Raw genomic sequence first — 25,019 nt, 5'->3', positions numbered from 1 at the left:
CCTCATGACAGACGCCAGACCGGGCGACAAGCACAAAGCCGAACCGCCGGACGCGGAGACGCGCCTCGCCGATCTTGCGCGCGACTGGATCACGCTCTGGCAGAGCGAACTCGCCGCCATGGCGCAGGACCGGGAGTGGCGCGAGGCATGGACAGGGCTGATGACAATCTGGGCCGGTGCCGCGACCGCGGCGATCGGCGCCGCCGAGGCGATGTCCCGTCATGAGCCGCCCCGACGCCCCCGGCCCGATGGAACGGCGCGGCCCGCGCCCCCTGCTGCTGCACCTGATGCTGGCGGCGATGCGGTCGAACGCCTCCATCGCCGCATTGCCGAACTTGAGGCGCGTCTGGCCGCACTGGAACGCGACGGAGGGCCTGGCGGACCCTGACTTCGCCGCCGCGGTGGTGCGCGAGGCACTCGAACAGGATGCCGCCCTGCTCGCCGGGATCGCCGCCTATCGCCGCCACCCCTGGCGCCGCACCCTGGCCGACCCGCCAGTTGTCTGGAGCGAAGGCGAGACCCGCCTGCTCGATTACGGCGGCACCGGCCCGACGCTGTTCTTCGTCCCCAGCCTCGTCAACCGCGCGTATATCCTCGATCTCGCCGAAGACGCCTCGTTCCTCCGCTTCCTCGCCGCCCGCGGCACCCATCCGCTGCTGCTCGACTGGGGCTGGCCCGGCACCATCGAGCGGCAGTTCACCCTCACCGACTACATCGCCGGCCGGCTCGACCGTGCCCTCGCCGCGCTGGATCGCCCGGTCATCCTGGTCGGCTACTGCATGGGCGGGCTGCTCGCCCTCGCCGCCGCCCTGCGCGCGCCCGCCCGCGTCCGCGCCCTCGCCCTGCTGGCGACACCGTGGGACTTCCACGCCGAGGACGCGGCCGCGGCGCGCAGCCTCGCCACCAGCCTGCCCATCCTCGAACCGCTGATGGCCGCCACCGGCACGCTGCCGATCGATGCGCTGCAAACCCTGTTCGCCACGCTCGACCCGTTCGGCGTCACCGCGAAATACCGCGCCTTCGCCGCCCTCGATCCCGCGAGCCCGCGCGCCATCCGCTTCGTCGCCCTCGAGGACTGGCTGAACGACGGCGTGCCGCTCGCTGCCCCGGTCGCCCGCGAAACCCTCGGCGGCTGGTATGGCGAGAACACCACGGCAAACGGCGCCTGGCGCATCGCCGGCCTGCCGGTGAACCCCGCCGCCCTCGCCTGCCCGACCCTGGTCGCCACCCCGGCGCGGGACCGGCTGGTCCCGCCGTCATCCGCCGCCGCCCTCGCCGCAGCGATCCCCGGCGCTGCCCTGATCGCGCCGAATGCCGGACATATCGGCATGATCGCCGGGATGAGTGCGCCGAAAGCCCTATGGCAACCATTCGGCGAATGGGTGGCCGGGCTGTAGCCCTTGCGGCGGCAAGCGGCTATGCTGTGGGGCAGGAACAAGACGGAGGAACAGCTCAATGGACGACATCGTCATCGCAGCCGCGGCGCGTACGCCGGTCGGCAGCTTCAACGGCGCCTTTGCAGCCACCCCGGCGCATGTGCTGGGCGAGATCGCGATCCGGGCCGCGCTGCAGCGCGCCGGGCTTTCCCCCGAAGAGGTCGACGAAGTGATCCTCGGCCAGGTGCTCGCAGCCGGCGCCGGGCAGAATCCCGCCCGCCAGGCCGCGCGCAATGCCGGCATCCCCGATTCCAAGACCGCCTTCGGCATCAACCAGGTCTGCGGCTCCGGCCTGCGCGCCGTGGCGCTTGCCGCCCAGCAGGTGATGTCCGGCCAGTCCGACATCGTCATCGCCGGCGGCCAGGAAAGCATGTCGCTCAGCACCCATGTCGCCCATCTGCGGGCCGGCACCAAGATGGGCGACGTCAAGTTCATCGACTCCATGATCAAGGACGGGCTGTGGGACGCCTTCAACGGCTACCACATGGGCACCACCGCCGAGAACGTCGCCCGCGCCTACCAGATCACCCGCGAGGAGCAGGACGCCCTCGCCCTCGCCTCGCAGCACAAGGCCGCCGCGGCACAGAAATCCGGCCGCTTCCGCGACGAGATCGCGCCGGTGACGATCACCACCCGCAAGGGCGAGATCGTGGTCGCCGACGATGAATACATCCGCCACGACGCCTCGGCCGAGAGCATGGCGAAGCTCAAGCCCGCCTTCTCGAAGGACGGCACCGTGACCGCCGGCAACGCCTCCGGCATCAATGACGGCGCCGCCGCCCTCGTCGTCATGTCGGCGAAGGAAGCGGCGAAGCGCGGCCTCACCCCGCTCGCCCGCATCGCCAGCTTCGCCACCGCCGGCGTCGATCCCGCGGTGATGGGCACCGGGCCGATCCCTTCCTCGCAGAAGGCGCTCTCCCGGGCCGGCTGGTCAGTCACCGATCTCGACCTGGTCGAGGCGAACGAAGCCTTCGCCGCCCAGGCCTGCGCGGTGAACAAGGGCCTCAATCTCGACCCGGCGAAGGTGAACGTGAACGGCGGCGCCATCGCCATCGGCCACCCGATCGGCGCCTCGGGCGCGCGCGTCCTGACCACCCTGCTCTTCGAGATGCAGAAGCGCGACGCCCGCAAGGGTCTCGCCACGCTGTGCATCGGCGGCGGCATGGGCGTCGCCATGTGCGTCGAACGCTGAAACACTAAGGAGGAAACCAACCGGATGCGTAAGGTCTATTCCGGCGCCGTCGAGGCGCTCGCCGGTCTGCTGCGCGACGACATGACCATCCTCGCCGGCGGCTTTGGCCTGTGCGGCGTGCCGATGGCGCTGATCGAGGCGATCCGCGAAAGCGGCGTGCGCAACCTGACCATCGTCTCCAACAATGCCGGGATCGACGGGGTCGGTCTCGGCATCCTGCTGGATACGCGGCAGGTGCGGAAGATGATCTCGTCCTATGTCGGCGAGAACGCCACCTTCGCCCGGCAATATCTCGCCGGCGAGCTTGAGATCGAGTTCAACCCGCAGGGCACCCTGGCCGAACGCATCCGCGCCGGCGGCGCCGGCATCCCCGCCTTCTTCACCGCGACGGGCTATGGCACGCAGGTTGCCGACGGCAAGGAAACCCGCGAGTTCGACGGCCGGCATTACGTGATGGAGCGCGGCATCTTCGGCGATCTCGCCGTGGTCCATGCCTGGAAGGGCGATACCGAGGGCAATCTCGTCTATCGGAAGACGGCGCGGAACTTCAACCCGATCTGCGCCGCCGCCGCCAAGGTGACGGTCGCCGAGGTCGAGGAGCTGGTCGAACCCGGCACGCTCGACCCGGACCATATCGTCACCCCCGGAATCTACGTGAAACGCATCGTCAAGCTTGCGCAGGTCGAGAAGCACATCGAAAAGCGCACCGTGCGCGAGCGGGCCTGAGGAGGAAAACATGCCCTGGACACGCGACCAGATGGCGGCCCGCGCCGCCCGTGAACTGCAGGACGGATTCTACGTCAATCTCGGCATCGGCATCCCGACGCTGGTGGCCAACCACATCCCCGAGGGCGTCTCGGTCCACCTGCACTCCGAGAACGGCATGCTCGGGATCGGCCCTTTCCCCTATGAGGGCGAGGAAGACGCCGACCTGATCAACGCCGGCAAGCAGACCGTCACCGAGCTGCCGACCACGAGCTATTTCGACTCTGCCGAATCCTTCGCCATGGTGCGCGGCGGGCATATCGACATCTCCATCCTCGGCGCGCTGCAGGTGGCCGAGAACGGCGATCTCGCGAACTGGATGATCCCCGGCAAGATGGTGAAGGGCATGGGCGGCGCGATGGACCTCGTCGCCGGCGTGCCGCGCGTCGTCGTGCTCATGGAGCACACCGCCAAGGGCGAAGCCAAGATCCTGCGCAAATGCTCCCTGCCGCTCACCGGCAAGAACGTGGTCAGCATGATCGTCACCGACATGGCGGTCTTTGAGGTCGATCACACCCGCTCACCCTCGCTCGTTCTGGTCGACAAGCCGGACGATGTGACGATCGAGCAGATCCGCGACGCGACGGAAGCCGATTTCGTGGTGCACAGCACGATGCACCGCAGCCCGGTCGCTGCGGACATCGGAAAATGAGCGCGAATTCCGAGCTGCACGGCCGCCGCGAGGCGGCCATCGCCCGCGGTGTAGGCATCAGCCATCCGATGGCCTACACCGCCCACGCCGAGAACGCCGAACTGTGGGACGCGGAGGGGAAGCGGTATATCGACTTCGCCGCCGGCATCGCGGTGCTCAATACCGGGCACCGCCACCCGAAGGTGATAGCGGCCGTCCGCGAGCAGCTCGACCGCTTCACCCATACCTGCTTCCAGGTCACGCCGTATGAGCCCTATGTCGCCCTGGCCGAGCGGCTCAACGCGATCGCCCCGATCGAGGGACCGGCGAAAACCGTGTTCCTCACCACTGGCGCCGAGGCGCTGGAAAACGCCGTCAAGATCGCCCGCGCCGCCACCGGCCGCCCCGGCATCATCACCTTCGCCGGCGGCTATCACGGCCGCACCCTGCTGACCATGGCGATGACCGGCAAGGTCGTGCCCTACAAGAAGCGCTTCGCGCCGATGCCGGCCGAAATCTATCACGCGCCCTTTCCCTTCGAGCCCTTCGGCGTCAGCGTCGCCGACAGTCTTCGCGGCATCGAGATGCTGTTTCGCGCCGATATCGAGCCCGAGCGCGTCGCCGCCATCGTGATCGAGCCGGTCCAGGGCGAGGGCGGGTTCATCCCGGCGCCGGCCGAGCTGCTGGTCGCACTGCGCGCGCTGTGCGACCGCAACGGGATCCTGCTGATCGCCGACGAGGTGCAGACCGGCTTCGGCCGCACCGGGAAGATGTTCGGCATCGAGCATTCCGGCGTGAAGCCGGACCTGATGACGGTCGCGAAATCGCTGGCCGGCGGTTTCCCGCTTTCCGGCGTGATCGGCCGCGCCGCGGTGATGGACGCGCCGGAGCCCGGCGGCCTCGGCGGCACCTATGCCGGCAACCCGCTCGCCTGCGCCGCCGCCCTCGCGGTGCTCGACGTGATCCAGGAGGAAAACCTGGTGGACCGCGCCAATGCGATCGGTGCCACGATGAAGGGCAGGCTCGAGCGCATCGCCGCCCGCAACGACGTGGCCCCGATCGCCGCGATCCGCGGGCCGGGTGCCATGATCGCCTTCGACATCGTCCGCCAGCGCGGCGGTCACGAACCGGACGCCGAGACCACGAAACAGGTCATCGCCCGCGCCCGCGAGCACGGCCTCATCGTGATTTCCTGCGGCGTCCACGGCAACACGATCCGCCTGCTGGTGCCGCTGACGGTCAGCGATGCCGTGCTCGGCGAAGGGCTCGACGCCCTGGAAGCGGCACTTTCCGGCTGAGACAGCGCGCGCTCCGGCGCTCCGGCGCTCCGTCCTTCCGGTCTGGAGCGCCGGGCTATAAATGATCAGCGATAGCGCGGCCGTGGGTCGAACTGGGCCAGCCGGTCCCAATGAGAGCGTAGCAGCGCGATCTTGTCGAAGACGAGCGCGAGGTCGCCCATCTCCCGGGCCAGCCGGCGGTCCGTTGCGAGCCCGCGATGCGACGGCTCGCCCGAAATCAGCCGCGCCCCGGCCGAAACCCTGAGCCAGCCGATCTGCCCGCCCTCGCCATCGGGCAGGGCAACCGGCTGACCGATATGGCAAATGCGAGCGGCAATACTGCGATCGCGGCCGGTGTCGAAGAGTGCGGCGCAATCCGCGTTCAGCCAATGATAGAGCTGACGAGCCGCGGCAGGGTCCAGCAGCCGGTCCATCGAGCCCGGCGCACGCACGGCGAAAGCGAAAACGCTGCGCAGCGCGTCCCAGCCGCCACCCTCGCGGGCGGGATCGGCGACGGTCTGCAACACAAAGATGTCATGCCGCGCCACCGCCGCCTCGACCGCGGCGCGAAACCGCAGGAGAACGTCGGACTTGCGCGCCTCCGGCACTGCGGCGAACACCCGCAACTCCGCCAGCGCCGCGCGCCAGCGCAGCAACAGGCCATAATTCGCGCCCTCGGGCAGACCGCGCGCCGCCATTGCCGAAGGCGGCCACTCGCCCCGGCTGAAATAGGCATCGAGCCCGGAGGGCAGCCGTCCGCGCCCGAGCCGTCGCGCGATGCGCGGGGGAATGAGGGCGGCGCCGGCAAAAGGCGGGCCGGTGAGAAATTTCGACCCGGTGATCTGCACCACGGCATCAAGGTCGAGATAGGCGCGGATGCGCGAGGGTCCGATCCGCATCTGGCAGGCATCGACCACAATATCCAGCGCATCGCCAAAGCGCGCGCGCAAATTGCGCAGCAGCGCCATCGACGGTGCGAGAAGACCGGTCTTCGACAGGTCGAGTGCGTGCAGGATCACCCGGCGCCCGGCCGCCGCCGCAGCCGCAACCGCGCGGCCGATCTCGTCCTCGATGTCGGTTGCCGGGCGCGGAATGCCATATTTGTCGCGCAACGGAACCGAGACCAGCTCGGTATCCGGCCTGAAACCGCCGATCGGGGCGGCGCGCGAGACATCGTGCCCGTTCGCGGTATCGATCGCGAAATGCCTTCCCACCGCGGCCATCGGCACGCCGCTGCCGGTTTCCTCGGGCGCCAGCAGAATGGTGGTGATCGGCTGCCCGGCATCGGGCAAGTGGCTGAGGGCGAGGGCGAGCAATTCGCTGTCGGTGCCCGAGGCGGCCAGCACGACCGCCCCGCCCGCAGGCAGGCCAGCATCGTGCCCGATGCGCCGGCGCACGGCGACGGCCTCCTGCCCGATCGCGCGGCGGTCGCCATCGCGCAGCATCGCCGCGGTCAGCCGCAGCCGCACCCGGTCCGCCGCCTCATAGCCGCGCTCGGAGACCGAAGATGCGGTGGACGAAGCGAAGGTTACCGCCCACGGTCGCGGCCGGTGGCTGCATCCATAGCCGTTGAGGTCGCTCTGCGGGTCGCGCATGAGCCGGATGTCGCCGCCGGTTTCCATGATGGATTCGACGATGCCGATCACCGGCCACAGCGCCCGGCACCGGGCGATATCCGCCGCCCCTGCCGCACCGGCGCCATTGGCCAGCGCAGCCAGGTCGCGCGAAACCCGTTCGAGCTGGTCTGCCGCCGGCGGCGGTTCCGCCGCCATCGTCACCGCCCACGGAAAGCGCGGCAGCGGCGGCATCCGCTCGGCCTCGGCGAATTGCGCGGCGGCGCGGGCGGCAGCAAGCCCGGCGAGCGGCACCGGCACGCCGGCGCGCACCAGCGCGAGCCATTCCCCGGCGAGGCGAAGCGCGAAGCGACGGGCCAGCCGGTCGATACCATCGTCAAACACGACCCGCCCCGCGGCGAAATCGATCCCGATGCCCGAAGGCGCAGCACCGGACCGGCATTCGACGCCGCGGAGCATCCAGAACGCCACGTTACGCCGCAATTCTGCATCCATCGCGGCATCGGCGCGGGCACCCTTCAGACGGGGAGGCTCGGGAGATCGGTTGCTCATGCTGTCCTTATACGCGCCTCTGCGCCGCAGAGCCAAACGCTTCAGCCATCATCGGCGCGAAATGCCGCAAAGATCGGATGAACCGCCTCGCCGGTCACCAGGATGACGTCGAAGCGTGTCTCCGGACGCGCCCAGCCGGGTTGCTGGCCGAGAGCGATTTCGGCCGCCGCGACGAGTCGCCGCCGCTGCCGCGGGGTGAGCGCATCGGCGGCGGCGCGCAGGGCGGCGCGGGCCTTCACCTCGACGAAGGCGAGCACCTCCCGATCGGCCACGACAAGGTCGATTTCCCCCGCCGGAGTACGCAACCTTCGCGCGAGTATCTCAAATCCTCTGGCGCCGTACAAGTTAGCGACGAGGGTCTCAGCGCCCCTGCCGCGCAGCTCGGCCCGGCGGCGGGCGGAAAGCCCGGTTTTCTGGGATTCTTCCACCTCGGATTGTCTCGACATGTAAACAGGGATACGTCATATGATGTAAATAGGATACACCGCCTATCTAGAATTGGCTCGATGGCGGAAAAACGATTTTTCTGGTCTTAATAATCTTTCATTGGAGAAAAAAAGAAATTACACTTTGCCTGTCATCTCTGTTAATGAATTGTTGAGATGAGCCGTATTGTAGAGCCAAAAGTGTTTAAAAAGTGAGAAACGACAATGCATTTTAATGATATTGGGCAGCAACTCAGAGCCTATCGCATGGAGTCCGGCCTCAAGGCCGAAGAGATCGCTGCCCGTCTCGGCGTATCGCGCGCCGCCCTTTATCGCTACGAAAAAGGCGAGGTCATTAAGCTCGACACCGTCAAGCGTCTGGCCGAACTGCTCAAGATTTCGCCGCTGACCTTGCTCGGTATCGGCATCGAATATTACAGCCGGCCCATCGGGTATCTCGAGCGGCTCCGCCAGATCGAGGAAACATCCGATCAGATCCTGCAATTCTTCGGCCCGATCTGCTATCTGACCACCTCCGAGGAATACGACGCCACCCTCGCGCAGGTCTTCGAGGAAAACGCCGAGATCAGCGGCCAGGACCGCGCCATGGCCCGCACCGCCGCGGAACAGGTGCTCAGCGTTCTCGCGGTCCGCAAGCGGATGTTCATCGCCCGCCGCCCCTCGGTCATCGCGATCCTCACCACCGCGTCGCTGCAGCGCTTCATCGAGCACGGCATCGCCGGCACCCTGCCGCTGTCCGAAAAGCTTCGCCGGAAATGCCGCGACACCGCGCACCGCGAGGTCGAGCGCATGATCGAACTGATGGAGAGCGAGCCGATCGGCCTGCAGCTCGGCCTGATGCCCGGCGGCGATCCGAACGGTCCCTTCTCGATCCTGCGTTCGCGCGAGCGCGCCTGCCTCGCGGTGAACCCCTTCCCGACCGACGCGCCGCCCGACGCGCAAACCGGTGTGGCCATGATCACCAGCGCCGACGACGCGGTGATGACCCATCAGCGCGTCGCCGAGGGCGCCTGGCGCGACGCCATCAAGGGCCGCGCCGCGGCGGCCGAGGTGCGGCGGATGCTGGAACCGGCCATGGCCTGATTTCCCGCGCCGGCAGGGAGACAAACCCCTGCCGGCGCGTTACACTTCACGCATGTCGACACCGCTGATCTCAACAGAGTCTCTCGCCGCGACACTCGATGATCCGGCGCTGATCGTTTTCGACGCGTCCTTCTACCTCCCGAACGAACCGCAGGACGCCACCGCCCTGTTCGAGGACGCCCACTTGCCCGGTGCCGCCTTCTTCGACATCGAGCGAATCGCCGACACCACCTCGCCACTGCCGCACATGCTGCCGGACGAAGCCGGCTTTGCCGCCGCGGTCGAGGCGCTCGGCGTCAGCAACGACTCCCGCATCGTCGTCTACGACCAGCGCGGCCTGTTCTCGGCGGCGCGCGGCTGGTGGATGTTCCGCGTCTTCGGCCATGACAATGTCGCCGTCCTCGATGGCGGGCTGCCGAAATGGCGCAAGGAAGGACGGGCGATCGAGGCCGGCGCCGCACGGCCGCGTCCGCGCGGCCGCTTCACGCCACGTCTCGACCCCGCCCGCATCCGTGACCGCGCCGCGATCGAGGCCAACATCGCCAGCCGACGGGAAATCCTGCTCGATGCCCGCACCGCTGGCCGCTACACCGCCGCGGTGCCCGAGCCGCGCCCCGGCATGCGCGGCGGCCATGTTCCCGGCGCCCGTTCGCTGCCCTATTCCGAACTGCTCGGCGACGACGCGACCATGCTGCCGCCGGAGGCGTTGCGCGCCCGCTTCGCCGCCGCCGGGATCGACGGCGCGACACCGCCCGTCACCATGTGCGGCTCCGGCGTGACGGCGGCCGTCGTCACTCTTGGCCTCATTCGCGCAGGCCTGCCGATGGGCGCGCTCTATGACGGCTCATGGGCCGAATGGGGTGCGCTGCCCGACACCCCGGTTGCCACCGGAGAGGATCCCGCATGACCGAAGATCGTTTCGAAACCCGCCTCTCCCTGGCCTCGCGCCGGCCGGTCAAGTCGCATGGCTATGTCAATCCCAAGCTCGTCCGCGGCTCGACCGTGCTCTACCCGTCATGCGCGGCGCGCCGCGAAATCGGCAAGCGCCGCCTGGAGCAGGAAGAGATCTACGGGCTTTACGGCACCGAGACCCATTTCGCGCTGGAAAACGTGGTCGCCGAAATCGAGGGCGGCACGCATTGCCAGATCGTCTCCTCGGGCCTTGCCGCCATCACCGTGCCGCTGCTCGCCTGGCTGAAGGCCGGCGACCACATGCTGGTGCCCGACTCCGTCTATGGCCCGACGCGCCGCTTCTGCGACAGCGTGCTCGCGCGCTATGGCGTCGCCACCACCTATTACGATCCGCTGATCGCCGAAGAGCGCTTGGTCGCGCTGCTGCTGCCGCAAACCACCGCGATCTTTTCCGAAAGCCCCGGCAGCCACACCTTCGAGGTGCAGGACGTACCGATGCTCGCCCGCGTCGCCCACGCGCATGGCGCCAAGCTGTTCATGGACAACACCTGGGGCATCCGCACCTTCCAGCCGTTCCACCACGGGGTCGACGTGTCGATCCAGGCGCTGACCAAATATGTCGGCGGCCATTCCGACATCGTGCTCGGCGCCATCACCGTGGCAACGGATGAAGACTGGGCCTGGCTGCGCGCCGGCGCGCTCGATCTCGGCCAATACGCCTCGCCGGACGATTGCTGGCTGGCCCTGCGCGGCGCCCGCACCCTCGCGGTCCGCCTTGCCGAGCAGGAACGCGCGGCCCTTGCCGTCGCCACGTGGCTCGCCGGCCGGCCGGAAGTGCTGCGCGTGCTGCATCCCGCCCTGTCCTCCTGCCCCGGCCACGAATTCTGGAAGCGGGATTTCACCGGCGGCTGCGGCCTGTTCGGCGTGGTGTTCCAGCCCGAACACGATTACGACGCCGTCTGCGCGATGGCCGACGCGCTACGCCTGTTCGGCATCGGCGCCTCCTGGGGCGGCTATGAGAGCCTCGCCTTGCCGACCACCAACACGATCACCCGCACCGAAGGCACCGGCCGCTTCGGCGGCGAGATGCTGCGCCTGCAAATCGGCCTCGAACACACCGACGACCTGATCGCCGATCTCGAACAGGGTCTCGCCGTGCTGTGCGGTCAGGCCAGAACCACCTGCGCCTCGTCACCCTGCATGGCCGGGGAACTGCAGGACGGCTTCAGCCCGGACGGCACGGCATGACCCACCCCGTCATCACCGCCGCGCGCTTCAACGAAGCCGGACTCATTCCCGCCATCGCCCAGCAGCACGATACCGGCGAGGTGCTGATGATGGCCTGGATGAACGCGGAATCGATCGCCGAAAGCCTCGCGACCGGACAAGTCTGCTATTTCAGCCGCAGCCGGGGCAAGCTCTGGCGCAAGGGTGAAAGCTCGGGCCATGTCCAGCGCTTGGTCGAGATGCGGCTCGACTGCGATGGCGACACGCTGCTGCTCCTTGTCGAGCAGACCGGCCCGGCCTGCCACACCGGCGCGCATAACTGTTTCTTCCGCCGTGTCACCGCAGACGGGCTGGAAGACATCGCCTGAACCGGTCTGGGCCGTCAGGCCGCGACATCACCGCAGGGCGTCAGACGTGGAAACTCTCGCCACAGCCGCAACGGCCCTTCTCGTTCGGATTCTCGAAGGTGAAGCCTGAGGTGAATGTCTCAACCTTGTAGTCCATCACCGTGCCGATCAGGAACAGGGTGGCCTTGCGATCGATCAGGACGGTAACGCCCTTGTCGCTCACCTGTTCATCGGTCGGCGCCGGCTCGTCCACCCAGTTCATCTCGTAGGACAGGCCGGAGCACCCCTTGGTGCCGACACTGATGCGCAGCAGGCGCCCCTGCTGGCCGCTTTCATACAGCGCACGCAGGCGATCGGCCGCGGCGTCGGTCAGTTGCATCAGCGGCGGCAGGCTGCGGCGGGGCGGGGCGGATTCGGTGCGGATCGTGGTCATCGCGGACTCCTCAGAACATGTTGAGCGCGAGGCGCGCCTCGTCGCTCATCCGCGAGGGATCCCAGGGCGGATCCCACACGGTCTCGACCTCCACCTCGCTCACCCCCGGCACCGTCCCCACCGCGAGGCGCACCGCCTCGGGCAGTTCCTGCGCGCTGGGGCAGGCCGGCGCAGTGAGCGTCATTTCCACCTTTACCGCCCCACCCTCGATCTCGATGGCGTAGATCAGGCCGAGCTCGAAGATGTTCACCGGAATTTCCGGGTCGTAGACCGTGGCGATCGCCGCGATCACGTTCTCCTCGCTCACCAGCGGCGGGGTTTCGCCCTCCGGCGTCCAGGTGGTCACGGGTTCGGTCCTGGCCATGTCATCCGCCATGTCCGGTCTCCATCGTCTTGGTCAGGGCGGCGCGCAGCGCCTGCCAGGGAAGTGTCGCGCAGCGGTGCCGCGAGCGGTATTCATGAACGCCCGAGAGCGCCCGCAATTCGGTGAAATCCTCGCGGTCGGGCACGGCCCCGCTCGCCACCATCGTCTCGAAGGCGCCGGCAAGCTCATTGGCCGCCGTGCGCGTGCGCCCGGTCACCGCATCCGCCATCAGATCGGCCGAGGCGATGCAGATCGCGCAGCCGCGGGTCTCGTGCCACACCTCGCCGATCGCCCCGCCCGAGCAGCTCAGGCGCAGCTGCACCCGGTCGCCGCACATCGGATTGTCGCCCTCGGCCTCGGCGTCGAACGCGGCGGGCCGGCCGGCATGCAGCGGCGCGCGGGCGCGATCCATGATCAGCCGCTGGTACAGATCGCCGACATCCGCAGCGTCGCTCATCCGCCGAACACCTGCTGCACGCGCCGCAGCCCCTTCGCCAGCGCGTCGATCTCTTCCATCGTCGTATAGACGCCAAAGGTCGCGCGGGCGGTGCTGTCGAGCCCGAGCCGGTGGGTCAACGGTTCCGCGCAATGATGCCCGGCGCGCACCGCGATCCCCTGCTTGTCGAGCAGGGTGGCGACGTCGTGCGCATGCACCCCGTCCATGGTGAAGGCGACCACCCCGCCGCGGTCCTGCGCACGCCCGACCACATGGATGCCGTCGATCGCATCGAGCGTCGCCAGCGCGTGGTCGGTCAGCGCCCGCTCATGCGCGGCGATTGCCGGAAAGCCGATCGCGTTCACGTAGTCGATCGCCGCGGCAAGGCCCACCGCCTCGACGATCGCCGGCGTGCCCGCCTCGAACCGGTAGGGCGGCTCCGCCCAGGTCGATTTTTCGTAACTCACGCTGCGGATCATGTCGCCGCCGCCCAGGAAAGGCGGCATCGCGTCGAGCAGCTCGCGCTTGCCAAACAGCACCCCGATGCCGGACGGACCGTAGAGCTTGTGACCGGAGAACACGTAGAAATCCGCATCGATCGCGCGGACATCGACAGCACGGTGCACCACCGCCTGCGCGCCATCGAGCAGCAGCCGCGCCCCGCGCTCATGCGCAAAGGCGGCAAGCCGCTCGACCGGCGTGTAGGTGCCGAGCACGTTCGACATATGGGTGATCGCCAGCAGCCGCACCCGCCCATCGGCGAATTGCCGCTCCAGGTCGGCAAAATCCAGCTCGCCGGTATCGGTGATCCTGACGATGCGCAGATCGATCCCGTGCGAATCCCGCAGCATCTGCCAGGGCACGAGATTGGCGTGGTGCTCCATCTCGCTCACCACCACCGCATCGCCCGGCTGCAGCGCCGACCGCCCGAACGTCGCGGCAACGAGATTGATCCCCTCGGTCGCGTTGCGCACAAAGACGATCTCCTCGCGCGCCGCGTTGAGGAAGGCCGCCACCTTGTCGCGCGCGGCCTCGTAATCGTCCGAGGCGCGCTCGCTCAGCCAGTGCAGCCCGCGATGGACATTGGCGTAGCGCGTCTCCATCGAGCGGACCATCGCGTCGATCACCGCGCGCGGCTTCTGCGCCGAGGCGCCGCTGTCGAGAAACACCAGCTTCTTGCCATGCACCGTCTGCGACAGGATGGGGAAATCGGCGCGGATGCGCGCGATGTCGAAGCCGGTCTGCTCGAGGGAAGCGCTCATGCGCCCTCCCGCCACCAGGCGCCGATCGCCGCCTCGAAGACGGCCCGCGCCGCCTCGTCGGTCACCGGCTCAAGCGCCTCGTCGAGAAAGGCGCGGATCAGGATCGATTTCGCCTCCGCCTCCGGCACGCCGCGGCTGCGCAGGTAGAAGAGCTGCTCGGGGTCGAGCGCGCCGATCGTCGCACCATGGCTGCACTTCACGTCGTCGGCGAAGATTTCCAGCTCCGGCTTGCTGTCGATCTCCGCTTCGTCGGAGAGCAGCAGCGCCTGGTTCATCTGGTAGCCGTCGGTCTTCTGCGCGATGCGATCGACCTCGATCCGCCCCTGGAACACGCCGCGCGCCGCCCCGGCGAGGACCGATTTCACCGTCTGCCGCGAGGCGCAGTTCGGCGCGTCGTGCCGCACCACCGTGGTCACGTCGCCATGCTGGGTTCCATTGAGCAGCTGCGCGGCGTTGAGATGCACATCCGCCGCCTTGCCGCCGAGCCGCGCATGGGTCTCGTTGCGGCTGAGCCGGGCGCCGCGGTTGAGGGTGAAGCTCTCATAGCCGGCCCCACCCGCGATTTCCGCGAAAATGGTGGCGACATGCACCGCCTCGGCGGATTCATCCTGGAGCCGGTAATGGTTGAGCCGCGCCCCCTCGCCGAGGTCCACCTCGAAGACCGGCGCGTGCAGGTAGCTGCCCTCGCCGCGCGCGGTCTCGATCAGCGTCAGCGTCGCACCGGCGCCGAGCGCGATCCGGTGGCGCGGCGCGATGGCCGGCATCGCCTCGCCCCGGCCCGCCGCCAGCGCCACCAGGAACAGCGTGCCGCCCTGCTGGCCCGGCGCGAGGGTGATGGCGACGCCATCCTCCGCCAGCGCGGTGTTCAGTGCGACGACAACGCCGCCGCGCGCCGCATCGCCCAGCGCAGCATCACCCAGGGCCGCATCGCTGAGCCGGCCCACCCATTCGGGCGCCGCCGAGCGCGCCGCATCGAACCGGCCATTGACGAACACGACGCGCTGCCCTTCCGGCAACTCTGCTTCAACATCCACCACCGGGGCGGGGCCGAGCGCAAAACCACGCAGCCCGGCCGCGAGATCGGTATAGTGCCAGGCCTCGTCGCGCTTCGTCGGCCAACCGTCGGCGCGCACCCGCGCCGCCGCCGCCTCCCGCGTGGACGCGCCCGGCAGTGCGGCGAGGTCGAAACCGTCGAGCAGGTCAGTCCCGCTCATGCCGCCTCCAGCCCCGCATAACCGTTCGCCTCAAGCTCGAGCGCAAGCTCCGGCCCGCCGGAGCGGACGATCCTGCCGGCCGCCAGCACATGCACCCGGTCCGGCACGATATGGTCGAGCAGCCGCTGATAATGCGTGATCACCAGCGCCGAGAAGGTGGGCCCGCGCAGCGCGTTCACCCCTTCGGCGACGATCCTGAGCGCATCGATATCGAGCCCGGAATCGGTCTCGTCGAGCAGCGCCAGGGTCGGCTTCAGCAGCGCCATCTGCAACACCTCGTTGCGCTTCTTCTCGCCGCCCGAGAACCCGACATTGACGTTTCGCTTCAGCATGTCGTCCGGCATCTTCAGCGCCTTCACCGCCGCCCGCGCTTCCTTGAGGAACTGCACGGCGTCGAGTTCCGTCTCGCCGCGCGCCCGGCGGATCGCGTTCAGCGCGGTGCGGATGAAATTGGCATTGCCCACCCCCGGCAATTCGACCGGATACTGGAAGGCCAGGAACACACCCGCCGCCGCCCGCTCCTCCGGCTCCATCGCCAGCAGGTCGACCCCGTTATACGTCACGCTGCCGCCGGTCACCTCGTAGCCGTCGCGGCCGGAGAGCACGTAGGACAGGGTGGATTTCCCCGCCCCGTTCGGCCCCATGATCGCGTGCACCTCGCCCTCCGGCACGGTGAGGTCGATCCCGCGAAGGATCTCCTTGCCATCGATGGTCGCGGTCAGTCCCTTGATTTCAAGCATGTTGCGTCCTCAGCCCACGGAGCCTTCGAGAGACACGGCGAGCAGCTTCTGCGCCTCGACCGCGAACTCCATCGGCAATTCCTTCAAAACATCCCGGCAGAAGCCGTTCACCAGAAGCCCCACCGCGTCCTCTTCGGAAAGCCCGCGCGCCCGGCAGTAGAACAGCTGGTCGTCGGCGATCTTCGAGGTCGTCGCCTCGTGCTCCACCTTCGCGGTGCGGTTGCGGCTCTCGATATACGGCACCGTATGCGCGCCACACTGATCGCCGATCAGCAGGCTGTCGCACTGGGTGAAGTTCCGCGCATTCATCGCCCGCGGCATGATCCGCACCAGGCCGCGATAGGTGTTGTTCGACCGTCCGGCCGAAATCCCCTTGGAGACGATCGTGCTCGTCGTGTTCGGCGCCAGATGGATCATCTTGGTGCCGGTATCGGCCTGCTGGAAATTGTTCGTCACCGCCACCGAGTAGAACTCGCCGGTCGACCCCTCGCCCTGCAGGATGCAGGACGGATATTTCCAGGTGATCGCCGAGCCGGTCTCCACCTGGGTCCAGGAAATCTTCGAGTTCCGCCCCCGGCAGGCGCCGCGCTTGGTCACGAAATTGTAGATGCCGCCGCGCCCCTGGGCGTCGCCCGGATACCAGTTCTGCACGGTCGAATACTTGATCGTCGCCTCGTCGAGCGCCACGAGTTCGACGACCGCGGCGTGAAGCTGGTTCTCGTCGCGCATCGGCGCGGTGCAGCCTTCGAGATACGACACGCTGGCCCCCGCCTCGGCGATGATCAGTGTGCGCTCGAACTGCCCGGTATTGCGCGCATTGATGCGGAAATAGGTCGAAAGCTCCATCGGGCAGCGCACGCCCTTCGGCACGAAGACGAAGCTGCCATCGGAAAACACCGCCGAGTTCAGCGCGGCGTAATAATTGTCGCCCGCCGGCACGACGCTGCCGAGATATTGCCGCACGAGATCGGGATGCTCGCGCACCGCCTCGGAAATCGAGCAGAAGATCACCCCGGCCTTGGCCAGCGTGTCGCGGAACGTGGTCGCGACCGAAACGCTGTCGAACACGGCATCGACGGCGATGCCCGCCAGCGCCGCGCGCTCGTTCAGCGGAATGCCCAGCTTCTCGTACATCGCGAGCAGCTCGGGGTCGACCTCGTCGAGCGATTTCGGCGCCGGCTTCTTCGGCGCCGCGTAATAATGCAGGTCCTGATAGTCGATCCTGGGATGATGGACGCGCGCCCAGGCCGGATCTTCCATCGTCAGCCAGGCGCGATACGCCTTGAGGCGCCATTCGAGCAGCCATTCCGGCTCGCCCTTCTTCGCCGAGATGAGCCGGACGATGTCCTCGTTCAGCCCCTTGGGCGCGAACTCCATCTCGATATTGGTCTCGAAGCCGAACTTGTAGCCGCCGCCGGATATCCGGTCGACAGTCTCGATCGTCTCATTCACGGCAGGCATTGAAACCCCTATTCGACAGTTGACGGCGCGCGCGCCGCAAGATCCGTTTCATCGACCCGCAGCGCCCTGGGCAGGGCCGCCGCCTGCATGTCATCCAGCGTGATCGCGCCCAGCGCATCGCTGATCGCGTCGTTCACCACGCCCCAGCGTCCCGCCATCGGGCAAAGCGACGCGCTGTCGCACGCCCCGCCCGTGCCCTCGACGCAGGCGGTGAGAGCAATTGGCCCGTCGATCGCGACGATCACATCCGCGATCGGGATCGCGGCGAGCGGCCGCCCAAGCCGGTAGCCGCCATGCGCGCCGCGCTGCGACAGCACGAGGCCGGACTGCGCCAGCCCCTTCAGGACCTTGGCTACGGTCGGCTCCGGAATCCCGGTGCCCGCCGCGATCGCGGGGGCGGTTTCAACCGTGGCGGCCTGGGCAAGACGCACCAGAACCACCACCGCATAGTCGGTCAAACGCGACAATCTCAGCATGGCACACCCGATTGTGGACAACACAGGTCCTGTTTACGCAAATGGTCCATCGCGCCGCCCCCGTCAAGGCCGGGCGCGTCATGCCGAACGCAGGAAATCGAGGCCGGCGGGTTCAGGCGGCGCCGAGCAGCCGCTCCACCGCGGGGACCAGGGCAGCGGTCTCGCCGATGGCGATCGTGCCCTCCGCCCTGCCATAGCCCCAGCGGACGAAAATCGAGGCGACGCCGAGCCCTTCCGCCGTGGCGATGTCGTTGTGATGATCGCCGACCATCACCGCCCCCCGCGGCGCAATCGTCATCGCCTCCAGCACGGCGCCGAGATGGCGCGGGTCAGGCTTGCGGAAATTCGTTGCATCCCCGCCGATCAGCACCGGAAAGAACCGGTCGAGATCGAGCGCCGCCAGCACCTTGCGCGCCGAGGCCTCGGGCTTGTTGGTGCACATGCCGAGCCGGTAGCCCCGCGCGGCCAGCGTCTCCAGCGCCGTCACGATGCCCGGATAGGGTTCGGTGAGATCGGTCACATGCGCCTCGTAATCGGCGAGGAAGATCGCCTCGTCCGCGGCCTCCGGCGTCATGCCGCGCGCTGCATAGCCCCGCTTCAGCAGCATTTTCGCGCCATCGCCGACCATCGGCGCGACATCCTCCCGCGCCACCGGCGCCGCGCCGTGGCGGGCCAGCGAGCGGTTCAGCGCCGCCGCAAGGTCGGGCAGGCTGTCGATCACCGTGCCGTCCAGGTCGAAAACAACACCGCGTGAAGCGTTCATGACACACTCCGAAATCCTATTTGATGGCGCGGCACTTTACATGAGCGGCAGGCCAGGGCTACCGCTTCGCGCATGCACAATACCGCCGTGATCCTTGCCGCCGGCCTCGGCACCCGGATGAAGTCGAGCCGCCCCAAGGTGCTGCACCGCATCGCCGGCCAGCCGATGCTCGCCCATCTGCTCGCCGCCTGCAAGACGGCCTTCGCCGAAACAATCGTCGTCACCGGCCCGGATATGGACGACGTCGCCCGCGCCGCCGCTCCGCACCCGACCGTGATCCAGCGCGAGCGCCTCGGCACCGCCCACGCCGCCCTCGCCGCGGCGGATCATTTCGGCGCCGGCGCCGTCACCCTTGTCTATGGCGACAATCCGCTGGTCACCGGCGCGACGCTCCAGCGCCTCGGCGCGCGGCTCGGCGCGGGGGATGCGGCGCTGGTGCTGCTCGGCACCCGCCCGCCGGAGCCCGGCGCCTTCGGCCGCATCATCGGCCCCGATGGCTTCGCCGAACGCATCGTCGAATTCGCCGACGCGACCGAGGCCGAGCGCGCGATCGGCCTGTGCAATGTCGGCGGCTTCTCCGCCACCGCCGCCGACATGCGCCGCTGGCTCGGGAAAATCGGCAACGACAACGCGAAGGGCGAATACTACCTTACCGACCTCGTCGCCGTCGCCCGCGCCGAGGGAGCTGCCGTCGCCGTGGTCGAGGCGCCGTGGGACGAATGCCGGGGGGTGAATTCCCGCGCCGAGCTTGCCGCCGCCGAGGCCGCGATGCAGTCCCGCCTGCGCGCCGCCGCCCTCGCCGCCGGGGTGACGATGACAGCCCCCGAAACCGTCTTCCTCGCCGCCGACACAGCGCTCGCCGCCGATGTCACGATCGAGCCGCATGTCGTCTTCGGCCCCGGCGTGACGGTCGGGCCGGATGTCACGATCCGCGCCTTCTCCCATCTCGAGGGCTGCACGATCGCGTCCGGCGCCGTCATCGGCCCCTATGCGCGGCTGCGCCCGGGCAGCGAGATCGGGGCGGGCGCCCATGTCGGCAATTTCGTCGAGCTCAAGGCCGCCCGCCTCGGCGCCGGCGCCAAGGCCAACCACCTGACCTATCTCGGCGATGCCGAAATCGGCCCGCACGCCAATATCGGCGCCGGCACCATCACCTGCAATTACGACGGCTTCGCCAAGCACCGCACCACGATCGGCGCCGATGCCTTCATCGGCTCGGATGTCGCCCTCGTGGCACCTGTTACCGTGGGGGAGCGTGCGATCATCGCCGCCGGCAGCGTCATCACCGACCCGGTGGCGGCGGATTCGCTGGCGCTCGCGCGCAGCCGGCAGGTCGAAAAGCCCGGCCGCGCGGCCGAACTGCGCATGACGAAGGGAAAACGCTGATGTGCGGCATTGTCGGACTGATCGGGCGGAACGACGCCGCCCCCCTGCTGCTCGACGGTCTCTCCCGCCTCGCCTATCGCGGCTATGACAGCGCCGGCATCGCCACCCTGGTCGAGGGCGCGATCACCCGCCGCCGGGCCGAGGGCAAGCTCGCCAACCTGGCCGCCAGCCTCGCCGCCGAGCCGCTCGCCGGCACCACCGGCATCGGCCATACCCGCTGGGCGACGCATGGCGCGCCCACCGAAGGCAACGCCCATCCGCACGGCACCGCCCGCGTCGCCGTCGTGCATAACGGCATCATCGAGAACCATGCCGAACTGCGCGCCGAGCTCGAAGCCGCCGGCCAGGTCTTCTCCACCGAGACCGACACCGAAACCGTTGCCCAGCTCGTCGACCTGCACCTCGCCCGCGGCCTCGCCCCAACCGAGGCTGCCGCCGCCGCCTTCGCCCGGCTCGAAGGCGCCTATGCGCTGGCGCTGATCTTCGCCGGCCATCCCGAGCTGATGATCGGCGCGCAGCGCGGCGCCCCGCTCGCGGTCGGCTTCGGCGAGGAGGAGATGTATCTCGGTTCCGACGCCCTGGCCCTCGCGCCGCTGACCCGCCGCATCGCCTATCTCGACGATGGCGACTGGGTGATCGTCTCGCGCAGCGGTGCCGAATTCCGTGACGCCGCGAACAACCCGGTCACCCGCGAGGTCAAGCTGACCCGCCTGACCGGCGCGTCCATCGGCAAGGGCAATTTCCGCCATTTCATGGAAAAGGAGCTGCACGAGAACCCCGCGATCATCGGCGACACGCTGAACCGCATGATTGATCCGGCAACCCGCCTGCCGGTCCTGCCGGACCTCGCGATCGACCTCGCCGCCATTCCGCGCATCACCCTCTCGGCCTGCGGCTCGGCCTATTATGCCGGTCTGACGGCGCGTTACTGGCTGGAGGAGATCGCGCGGATCGCGGTCGATGCCGATGTGGCCAGCGAGTTTCGCTACCGCGAACCACCGCTCGACCCCGCAGGGCTCGGACTCGTCGTCAGCCAGTCCGGCGAAACCGCCGATACCATGGCCGCGCTGCGCTACATGAAGCGCCAGGGCTGCAAGGTGATGTCGGTGGTCAACGTGCCGGAAAGCACGATGGCGCGCGAGAGCGACCTGATGCTGGAAACCATCGCCGGCCCGGAAATCAGCGTCGCCAGCACCAAGGCCTTCACCGCACAGCTCGCCGTGCTCGCCGGCTTCACCCTCGCCCTCGCCCGCGCCCGCGGCGCGCGGAGCGATGCCGAGCTCGCGCCGCTCGTCGCCGCCCTGATGGAGCTTCCCGGCAAGATGGCCCAGCTCCTCGCCGATGACGCCGAGATCCGCGCCCTCGCCGAAGACATCCGCGATGCGCGCGACGTGCTGTTCTTCGGCCGCGGCTCGATGATGCCGATCGCCCTCGAAGGCGCGCTGAAGCTGAAGGAGCTGAGCTACATCCACGCCGAAGGCTACCCCGCCGGCGAAATGAAACACGGGCCGATCGCGCTGATCGACCCCTCGGTGCCGGTCATCGCGGTGCTGCCCTCCGGCCCGCTGTTCGAGAAAACCGCCTCCAACCTGCAGGAGGCCGCGGCCCGCGGCGGGCGGATCATCCTGTTCAGCGACCGCGCCGGCGCAGCGCGCCTCTCCGGCATCGCCGAGCGCACCGTCATCCTGCCGGACTGCGCCCCGTTCGTCGCCCCGCTACTCTATGCCATCCCGGTGCAGCTTCTGGCCTACCACGTCGCCATCCTGAAAGGCACGGACGTCGACCAGCCGCGCAACCTCGCCAAATCGGTAACGGTTGAATAAGGCAACGCCGCCAGGATCGCCCGTTTGGGGCGCGATAAATGTAGACGGAAAATAAAGTTGTATCCTAGATAATAAAGTCATATTCCAGATATTAAAATTATATCCTAGACAATAAAGATTTATACAACGCAATATAATTGCGGCCAAATCTGGCCCGGGGGTCGGGGCCAACGGCTGTGGATCGGTCTGGGGTCCCGTCGCCGATCCGCATTCCAAGTGGCTGATGCAACTCGCTTTCGCGGGGTCAACATCCGGCGTCGATCCACAGGGGATTTCTGCCGGGCAGCTTACGGCTGACGGAAGCGGGTTCGTTCACCCACCCTTTGCTGCTACTCCAGAATGCCAGAGGTGGCGCTGTCGTGTGAGATCAAGCTGCTCGAGGTCACGTCGCGCGATCAGGCGAGCGTGCACTCTGAACTGTCCGTCGTCAGAACATATGGCTCAATGCGCGGCGTGGATTAGCGGAGAACGGGCCTCGTCTGGGGTTTGATGTTATGCGGCAAGCTTGCGGTGTTGCATGCGCCGATGCTCGGTGGTCTTCCGTTTAATCCCTTCGCGCTGCTTGATGATGGCCGGGGCCCTGCCGAAGTAGGTGTCTGCGGGCGTCACGTTGTTCAGGCTTTCGTGATAGCGCCGGTGGTTGTAGCTTTCGACGAAGGCCTTGATCTGGGCCTCGAGGTCACCGGGCAGGAAGTAGTTTTCCAAGAGGATGCGGTTTTTCAGGGTCTGGTGCCAGCGCTCGATCTTGCCCTGGGTCTGGGGGTGCATCGGGGCGCCTCGGACGTGTCTCATCTTCTTGGCCTCGATGTATTCGGCCAGTTCGCCCGCGATGTAGCTTGGGTGTCTGAAAGGTCGTAGCGGCAATTTCGTCCTACTGTTTGATGCTTCGATCTGCTTCGCCCTGACGGGCCACTGAACTGAAGACCACGCTCTTTGAAAGGATGCGCGACCAGTCGGCAAGCTTAGCGGCGACCAGCTGTTTCCGGAGTTTGGGCAGTACGTGTTTCACGCGTAGTCAAAGGCTACTGCCGCCGCGCTGACCACGTTCTTCACGTCGCCCGCGCGTAGCGCGTCGATCGGCGCCTTGCCACCGGTCATTCGATTGGGAACAACCAGCCACTCCCATGCTTCCTCGGCAGAGGTGAAGTGCTCGGCCACTAGATCGAGACCGTCCACGGGCCGGCGATGATCGAACTGCCGCAGCGGATAGACAAAGTTCCGCACCCCCTTACGCAGCGCCACGACCTTGCCGGCCTTACGCCAGTTGTCGAGGGTGCCCCGCGCAATGGCGAGCCGCTTGACCACCACGCCCGCACCGATGAGTTCGCTCTCAACCCAATCGGCCGCCTCGTCGTCAACGGTGATCGCATCCAGAAGCCGACGGCCCTTTGCCATCGAGACGAGCGGGCCGACGCCGGCACCCTGCAGCACGCGCCCCTCGGGCGCGGCCGGCGGCGCAACCAACTTCGGCTCACGCCGACGGATCTTCTTGGCCGCCATGGGAACCGCGATCTTGAGCGCCGAGGCCAGATCGACGAGGTCACGCAGGGGCATGCTCTCGACTTTGCTTTTGATCGCTTTTGTCAAAATGTCCCGCGTAAGCTGAGATGGCTTTGCAGTGCTCATGACACGCCCTTTTTAGGCAAGATAGGCAATATGGCAAAATATGGAGGATTATCACATTAGCGTGATAATTTGCCGAATTTTTCATCGCATTTGGATCACGCATTTCATCACGTTGTCGTAACTGCCTGCCCACACTCGATTTGCCCGCACTAACTCAATCTTCAGGCCGCAGCTATGCCGGCCCCGATTCCTCAACCCACATCTCGTTCGCGCAGCCTTGCGACCACGTTCAGACTATTCGACAAATCAAGGGAGACACCCGCTTGCCGCGCGTCATAATCTCTATTGACGTCGACCACGCCATTGATCGATCATACTTCAAACACTCCAACTGGACGACTTGGCGGTGAAACAATTTGTTCACATCGTCTGGGTTTAGTCTTTTGCGCTGTTTCGAATAATTTCTTTTACGTGCAACATAACTAATTGCTCGAAGGAATTTTGCTTGTCTTGTAGTCAAATGGATTGTAACAATCAGGCGACGCAGAAAGACCGTTCGCGCGATTGGGATGATGGACGTGGCGCCCGTCGCAGCTCTAACTTTTCCGACATCTCCTGCAACCCGAACGGCGACGTCGCAATCGGCCGAGGCTTTTCGCCGAAGCGCCCCTGCACGCTGAACTCCAACCGGTAGGCCGACGTTGCCTACTCGTCTCTGTCACACCTGTCCCCAATGTCCGACTGCTTCGAACCTCCTTCCGAGGTTGTCCGACGCTGGCCGGCCCCGATCCGATTGAATTAGCGAATGGCCTCACGCCGATACGGTTTCGACGAGAAAAAAATCCAGCGGTTCTATAAGGAAGGACGTGGGACGGGGAATGGCCAAGATTACAAGCCATGGTTGACGATCCAGGACGTCCCAACACTTGGTCGCGCAACACGCATCCCCGGCCACACGACTGGACGTCTGCACCATTTCCTATCCGACATAGAGACTCGTTTCTTCGTGATACTGGATTGGGATGACGCGGTGACCGACATTCGTGAGCAATTCCCGCTCGACCGGGAGGTGACCCGCATGCTCGCCAAAGACATGGGCATAATCCACCCAATCGATCCCGCGTCGAGGACAGATATCATAATGACAACGGACTTTTTGATTGACATCAGAAGCGGGCGAACGACTCGGACTATCGCGAGATCCGCCAAACCGGCCCAAAAGCTGGAAGAACCGCGAATACTAGAGAAACTGGAACTCGAGCGCAGGTATTGGAAGCGCGAAGGCATCGAGTGGCATCTGATCACGGAGAAGGATCTTCCGCGTGTTCGTGTCGGGAACCTTCAGTGGCTGCATAAGATGCGGTCGCTGCACGAGCTCGAGGCACCACACCCCGACTATTGGCCCGATCGCTGCGAGCAGTTCCTGACCGAATTCACCCGGACCAGAAGCGGATCAATCCAGGCCTTTCTTACCCAGTTGGAAGAGAAGTGCGGGTTCTCCCCGGGCGAGCCGTTGACCGCCCTTCGTCACCTCGTAGCGACGAGACGGCTGCGGATGAACCTCGACCGGGAGTTTAGCACTAAAGATCCGCTAACCCTTCTCAAAGTTACTACCCGTTTCGAGGAAGATCGGAGGCTGGGGTGATCCTTGCT

General features: G+C 67.0%; 25 protein-coding genes and 1 pseudogene. 13 read left to right on the top strand and 13 right to left on the bottom strand.

Annotated elements, in window-relative coordinates; genetic code table 11:
• Positions 1-4 precede the first annotated feature (4 nt).
• Genes B7Z76_RS09595 through gabT form a run of 6 tightly spaced genes read left to right on the top strand, consistent with a single transcriptional unit; the run spans position 5 to position 5,322 of the window.
• Complete coding sequence (locus B7Z76_RS09595) at positions 5-388, top strand: hypothetical protein (RefSeq protein WP_236656327.1); 384 nt, start codon at positions 5-7, stop codon at positions 386-388.
• Positions 336-1,397 (top strand): alpha/beta fold hydrolase, encoded by a 1,062-nt coding sequence (locus tag B7Z76_RS09590; RefSeq protein WP_291343613.1) that lies wholly within the window; start codon positions 336-338, stop codon positions 1,395-1,397. The genes B7Z76_RS09595 and B7Z76_RS09590 overlap by 53 nt, the downstream gene beginning before the upstream one ends.
• A gap of 58 nt (positions 1,398-1,455) precedes the next feature.
• Positions 1,456-2,628, top strand: coding sequence for an acetyl-CoA C-acetyltransferase (locus B7Z76_RS09585; RefSeq protein WP_174503310.1), 1,173 nt, complete (start codon positions 1,456-1,458; stop codon positions 2,626-2,628).
• Between the two features lie 24 nt (positions 2,629-2,652).
• On the top strand, positions 2,653-3,354 hold the full coding sequence (locus B7Z76_RS09580; RefSeq protein WP_174503311.1) for a CoA transferase subunit A: 702 nt from the start codon (positions 2,653-2,655) through the stop codon (positions 3,352-3,354).
• Positions 3,355-3,364: 10 nt separating this feature from the next.
• Positions 3,365-4,045 carry a CoA transferase subunit B gene (locus B7Z76_RS09575; protein ID WP_174503312.1) on the top strand — a complete coding sequence of 227 codons (681 nt, stop codon included), beginning with the start codon at positions 3,365-3,367 and terminating at the stop codon, positions 4,043-4,045.
• Positions 4,042-5,322 (top strand): 4-aminobutyrate--2-oxoglutarate transaminase, encoded by a 1,281-nt coding sequence (gene gabT / locus B7Z76_RS09570; protein ID WP_291343608.1) that lies wholly within the window; start codon positions 4,042-4,044, stop codon positions 5,320-5,322. Before B7Z76_RS09575 ends, gabT begins: the two co-directional genes overlap by 4 nt.
• Positions 5,323-5,387: 65 nt before the next feature.
• Here the strand turns inward: gabT and B7Z76_RS09565 are convergent, their stop codons facing one another.
• Positions 5,388-7,427 (bottom strand): hypothetical protein, encoded by a 2,040-nt coding sequence (locus tag B7Z76_RS09565; RefSeq protein WP_291343606.1) that lies wholly within the window; start codon positions 7,425-7,427, stop codon positions 5,388-5,390.
• A gap of 41 nt (positions 7,428-7,468) precedes the next feature.
• A complete protein-coding gene (locus B7Z76_RS09560; RefSeq protein ID WP_174503315.1) occupies positions 7,469-7,873 on the bottom strand; it encodes a YraN family protein in 405 nt (134 codons plus the stop codon).
• A gap of 204 nt (positions 7,874-8,077) precedes the next feature.
• On the opposite strand from B7Z76_RS09560, the gene B7Z76_RS09555 reads away from it, so the two are divergent.
• From B7Z76_RS09555 to hisI, 4 genes are read left to right on the top strand one after another with little or no spacing between them, the layout of a single operon-like run.
• Positions 8,078-8,956, top strand: a complete 879-nt coding sequence (locus B7Z76_RS09555; protein WP_174503316.1) for a helix-turn-helix domain-containing protein — start codon at positions 8,078-8,080, stop codon at positions 8,954-8,956.
• 52 nt (positions 8,957-9,008) lie between these two features.
• Entirely contained in the window at positions 9,009-9,863 is an 855-nt protein-coding gene (gene sseA / locus B7Z76_RS09550; protein WP_291343603.1) for a 3-mercaptopyruvate sulfurtransferase, read from the top strand.
• The gene (metC, locus tag B7Z76_RS09545) at positions 9,860-11,116 is read left to right on the top strand and encodes a cystathionine beta-lyase (RefSeq protein ID WP_291343601.1); all 1,257 of its coding nucleotides are present in this window, start codon (positions 9,860-9,862) and stop codon (positions 11,114-11,116) included. The genes sseA and metC overlap by 4 nt, the downstream gene beginning before the upstream one ends.
• On the top strand, positions 11,113-11,463 hold the full coding sequence (hisI, locus tag B7Z76_RS09540) for a phosphoribosyl-AMP cyclohydrolase (RefSeq protein WP_291343599.1): 351 nt from the start codon (positions 11,113-11,115) through the stop codon (positions 11,461-11,463). Before metC ends, hisI begins: the two co-directional genes overlap by 4 nt.
• Positions 11,464-11,503: 40 nt before the next feature.
• Here hisI and B7Z76_RS09535 read toward each other — a convergent pair whose 3' ends face one another.
• From B7Z76_RS09535 to gph, 9 genes are all read right to left on the bottom strand, one after another.
• On the bottom strand, positions 11,504-11,875 hold the full coding sequence (locus tag B7Z76_RS09535) for an iron-sulfur cluster assembly accessory protein (RefSeq protein ID WP_174503320.1): 372 nt from the start codon (positions 11,873-11,875) through the stop codon (positions 11,504-11,506).
• Positions 11,876-11,885: 10 nt separating this feature from the next.
• Positions 11,886-12,251 carry a DUF59 domain-containing protein gene (locus B7Z76_RS09530; protein WP_174503321.1) on the bottom strand — a complete coding sequence of 122 codons (366 nt, stop codon included), beginning with the start codon at positions 12,249-12,251 and terminating at the stop codon, positions 11,886-11,888.
• The gene (gene sufU / locus B7Z76_RS09525; protein ID WP_291343597.1) at positions 12,241-12,696 is read right to left on the bottom strand and encodes a Fe-S cluster assembly sulfur transfer protein SufU; all 456 of its coding nucleotides are present in this window, start codon (positions 12,694-12,696) and stop codon (positions 12,241-12,243) included. The genes B7Z76_RS09530 and sufU overlap by 11 nt, the downstream gene beginning before the upstream one ends.
• Positions 12,693-13,937, bottom strand: a complete 1,245-nt coding sequence (locus tag B7Z76_RS09520) for an aminotransferase class V-fold PLP-dependent enzyme (protein ID WP_291343595.1) — start codon at positions 13,935-13,937, stop codon at positions 12,693-12,695. The genes sufU and B7Z76_RS09520 overlap by 4 nt, the downstream gene beginning before the upstream one ends.
• On the bottom strand, positions 13,934-15,151 hold the full coding sequence (gene sufD / locus B7Z76_RS09515; protein ID WP_174503324.1) for a Fe-S cluster assembly protein SufD: 1,218 nt from the start codon (positions 15,149-15,151) through the stop codon (positions 13,934-13,936). Before sufD ends, B7Z76_RS09520 begins: the two co-directional genes overlap by 4 nt.
• Entirely contained in the window at positions 15,148-15,891 is a 744-nt protein-coding gene (gene sufC / locus B7Z76_RS09510) for a Fe-S cluster assembly ATPase SufC (protein ID WP_291343593.1), read from the bottom strand. The genes sufD and sufC overlap by 4 nt, the downstream gene beginning before the upstream one ends.
• 9 nt (positions 15,892-15,900) lie before the next feature.
• Entirely contained in the window at positions 15,901-17,352 is a 1,452-nt protein-coding gene (gene sufB, locus B7Z76_RS09505; protein WP_174503326.1) for a Fe-S cluster assembly protein SufB, read from the bottom strand.
• Positions 17,353-17,360: 8 nt separating this feature from the next.
• Positions 17,361-17,828: an SUF system Fe-S cluster assembly regulator gene (locus B7Z76_RS09500; protein WP_291343591.1), complete on the bottom strand. Its 468-nt coding sequence runs from the start codon at positions 17,826-17,828 to the stop codon at positions 17,361-17,363.
• 112 nt (positions 17,829-17,940) lie between these two features.
• Positions 17,941-18,591: a phosphoglycolate phosphatase gene (gene gph / locus B7Z76_RS09495; RefSeq protein ID WP_291343590.1), complete on the bottom strand. Its 651-nt coding sequence runs from the start codon at positions 18,589-18,591 to the stop codon at positions 17,941-17,943.
• 72 nt (positions 18,592-18,663) lie between these two features.
• Between gph and glmU the strand changes: the two genes are divergently transcribed.
• Together glmU and glmS are read left to right on the top strand one after the other, a co-directional pair.
• A complete protein-coding gene (glmU, locus tag B7Z76_RS09490; protein WP_291343588.1) occupies positions 18,664-19,977 on the top strand; it encodes a bifunctional UDP-N-acetylglucosamine diphosphorylase/glucosamine-1-phosphate N-acetyltransferase GlmU in 1,314 nt (437 codons plus the stop codon).
• Positions 19,977-21,800 (top strand): glutamine--fructose-6-phosphate transaminase (isomerizing), encoded by a 1,824-nt coding sequence (gene glmS / locus B7Z76_RS09485; protein WP_291343586.1) that lies wholly within the window; start codon positions 19,977-19,979, stop codon positions 21,798-21,800. The genes glmU and glmS overlap by 1 nt, the downstream gene beginning before the upstream one ends.
• A gap of 492 nt (positions 21,801-22,292) precedes the next feature.
• Here the strand turns inward: glmS and B7Z76_RS09480 are convergent.
• Positions 22,293-22,640, bottom strand: a pseudogene (locus B7Z76_RS09480) (integrase core domain-containing protein); the annotation flags it as partial.
• A 165-nt stretch (positions 22,641-22,805) separates the two neighbouring features.
• Positions 22,806-23,426 carry a hypothetical protein gene (locus tag B7Z76_RS09475; RefSeq protein ID WP_291343583.1) on the bottom strand — a complete coding sequence of 207 codons (621 nt, stop codon included), beginning with the start codon at positions 23,424-23,426 and terminating at the stop codon, positions 22,806-22,808.
• Positions 23,427-24,171: 745 nt separating this feature from the next.
• Between B7Z76_RS09475 and B7Z76_RS09470 the strand changes: the two genes are divergently transcribed.
• Positions 24,172-25,011: a TnsA endonuclease N-terminal domain-containing protein gene (locus B7Z76_RS09470; RefSeq protein ID WP_291343581.1), complete on the top strand. Its 840-nt coding sequence runs from the start codon at positions 24,172-24,174 to the stop codon at positions 25,009-25,011.
• Positions 25,012-25,019 lie beyond the last annotated feature (8 nt).

Origin of the sequence: Acidiphilium sp. 20-67-58 (assembly GCF_002255515.1) — a bacterium.
Lineage (GTDB): Bacteria > Pseudomonadota > Alphaproteobacteria > Acetobacterales > Acetobacteraceae > Acidiphilium.
This window is presented reverse-complemented; position numbering and strand designations above follow the sequence as displayed.

What these genes read in the sequence shown, in the direction of transcription:
- glmS (WP_291343586.1), top strand. Translation starts at nt 19,977, where the DNA reads ATGTGCGGCATTGTCGGACTGATCGGGCGGAACGACGCCGCCCCCCTG.
- B7Z76_RS09520 (WP_291343595.1), bottom strand. Translation starts at nt 13,937, where the DNA reads ATGAGCGCTTCCCTCGAGCAGACCGGCTTCGACATCGCGCGCATCCGC.
- glmU (WP_291343588.1), top strand. Translation starts at nt 18,664, where the DNA reads ATGCACAATACCGCCGTGATCCTTGCCGCCGGCCTCGGCACCCGGATG.
- metC (WP_291343601.1), top strand. Translation starts at nt 9,860, where the DNA reads ATGACCGAAGATCGTTTCGAAACCCGCCTCTCCCTGGCCTCGCGCCGG.
- sseA (WP_291343603.1), top strand. Translation starts at nt 9,009, where the DNA reads ATGTCGACACCGCTGATCTCAACAGAGTCTCTCGCCGCGACACTCGAT.
- hisI (WP_291343599.1), top strand. Translation starts at nt 11,113, where the DNA reads ATGACCCACCCCGTCATCACCGCCGCGCGCTTCAACGAAGCCGGACTC.
- B7Z76_RS09585 (WP_174503310.1), top strand. Translation starts at nt 1,456, where the DNA reads ATGGACGACATCGTCATCGCAGCCGCGGCGCGTACGCCGGTCGGCAGC.
- B7Z76_RS09475 (WP_291343583.1), bottom strand. Translation starts at nt 23,426, where the DNA reads ATGAGCACTGCAAAGCCATCTCAGCTTACGCGGGACATTTTGACAAAA.
- B7Z76_RS09535 (WP_174503320.1), bottom strand. Translation starts at nt 11,875, where the DNA reads ATGACCACGATCCGCACCGAATCCGCCCCGCCCCGCCGCAGCCTGCCG.
- B7Z76_RS09560 (WP_174503315.1), bottom strand. Translation starts at nt 7,873, where the DNA reads ATGTCGAGACAATCCGAGGTGGAAGAATCCCAGAAAACCGGGCTTTCC.
- gabT (WP_291343608.1), top strand. Translation starts at nt 4,042, where the DNA reads ATGAGCGCGAATTCCGAGCTGCACGGCCGCCGCGAGGCGGCCATCGCC.
- B7Z76_RS09575 (WP_174503312.1), top strand. Translation starts at nt 3,365, where the DNA reads ATGCCCTGGACACGCGACCAGATGGCGGCCCGCGCCGCCCGTGAACTG.
- gph (WP_291343590.1), bottom strand. Translation starts at nt 18,591, where the DNA reads ATGAACGCTTCACGCGGTGTTGTTTTCGACCTGGACGGCACGGTGATC.
- B7Z76_RS09530 (WP_174503321.1), bottom strand. Translation starts at nt 12,251, where the DNA reads ATGGCGGATGACATGGCCAGGACCGAACCCGTGACCACCTGGACGCCG.
- sufD (WP_174503324.1), bottom strand. Translation starts at nt 15,151, where the DNA reads ATGAGCGGGACTGACCTGCTCGACGGTTTCGACCTCGCCGCACTGCCG.
- B7Z76_RS09470 (WP_291343581.1), top strand. Translation starts at nt 24,172, where the DNA reads ATGGCCTCACGCCGATACGGTTTCGACGAGAAAAAAATCCAGCGGTTC.
- B7Z76_RS09555 (WP_174503316.1), top strand. Translation starts at nt 8,078, where the DNA reads ATGCATTTTAATGATATTGGGCAGCAACTCAGAGCCTATCGCATGGAG.
- B7Z76_RS09595 (WP_236656327.1), top strand. Translation starts at nt 5, where the DNA reads ATGACAGACGCCAGACCGGGCGACAAGCACAAAGCCGAACCGCCGGAC.
- sufU (WP_291343597.1), bottom strand. Translation starts at nt 12,696, where the DNA reads ATGAGCGACGCTGCGGATGTCGGCGATCTGTACCAGCGGCTGATCATG.
- B7Z76_RS09565 (WP_291343606.1), bottom strand. Translation starts at nt 7,427, where the DNA reads ATGAGCAACCGATCTCCCGAGCCTCCCCGTCTGAAGGGTGCCCGCGCC.
- sufC (WP_291343593.1), bottom strand. Translation starts at nt 15,891, where the DNA reads ATGCTTGAAATCAAGGGACTGACCGCGACCATCGATGGCAAGGAGATC.
- sufB (WP_174503326.1), bottom strand. Translation starts at nt 17,352, where the DNA reads ATGCCTGCCGTGAATGAGACGATCGAGACTGTCGACCGGATATCCGGC.
- B7Z76_RS09500 (WP_291343591.1), bottom strand. Translation starts at nt 17,828, where the DNA reads ATGCTGAGATTGTCGCGTTTGACCGACTATGCGGTGGTGGTTCTGGTG.
- B7Z76_RS09580 (WP_174503311.1), top strand. Translation starts at nt 2,653, where the DNA reads ATGCGTAAGGTCTATTCCGGCGCCGTCGAGGCGCTCGCCGGTCTGCTG.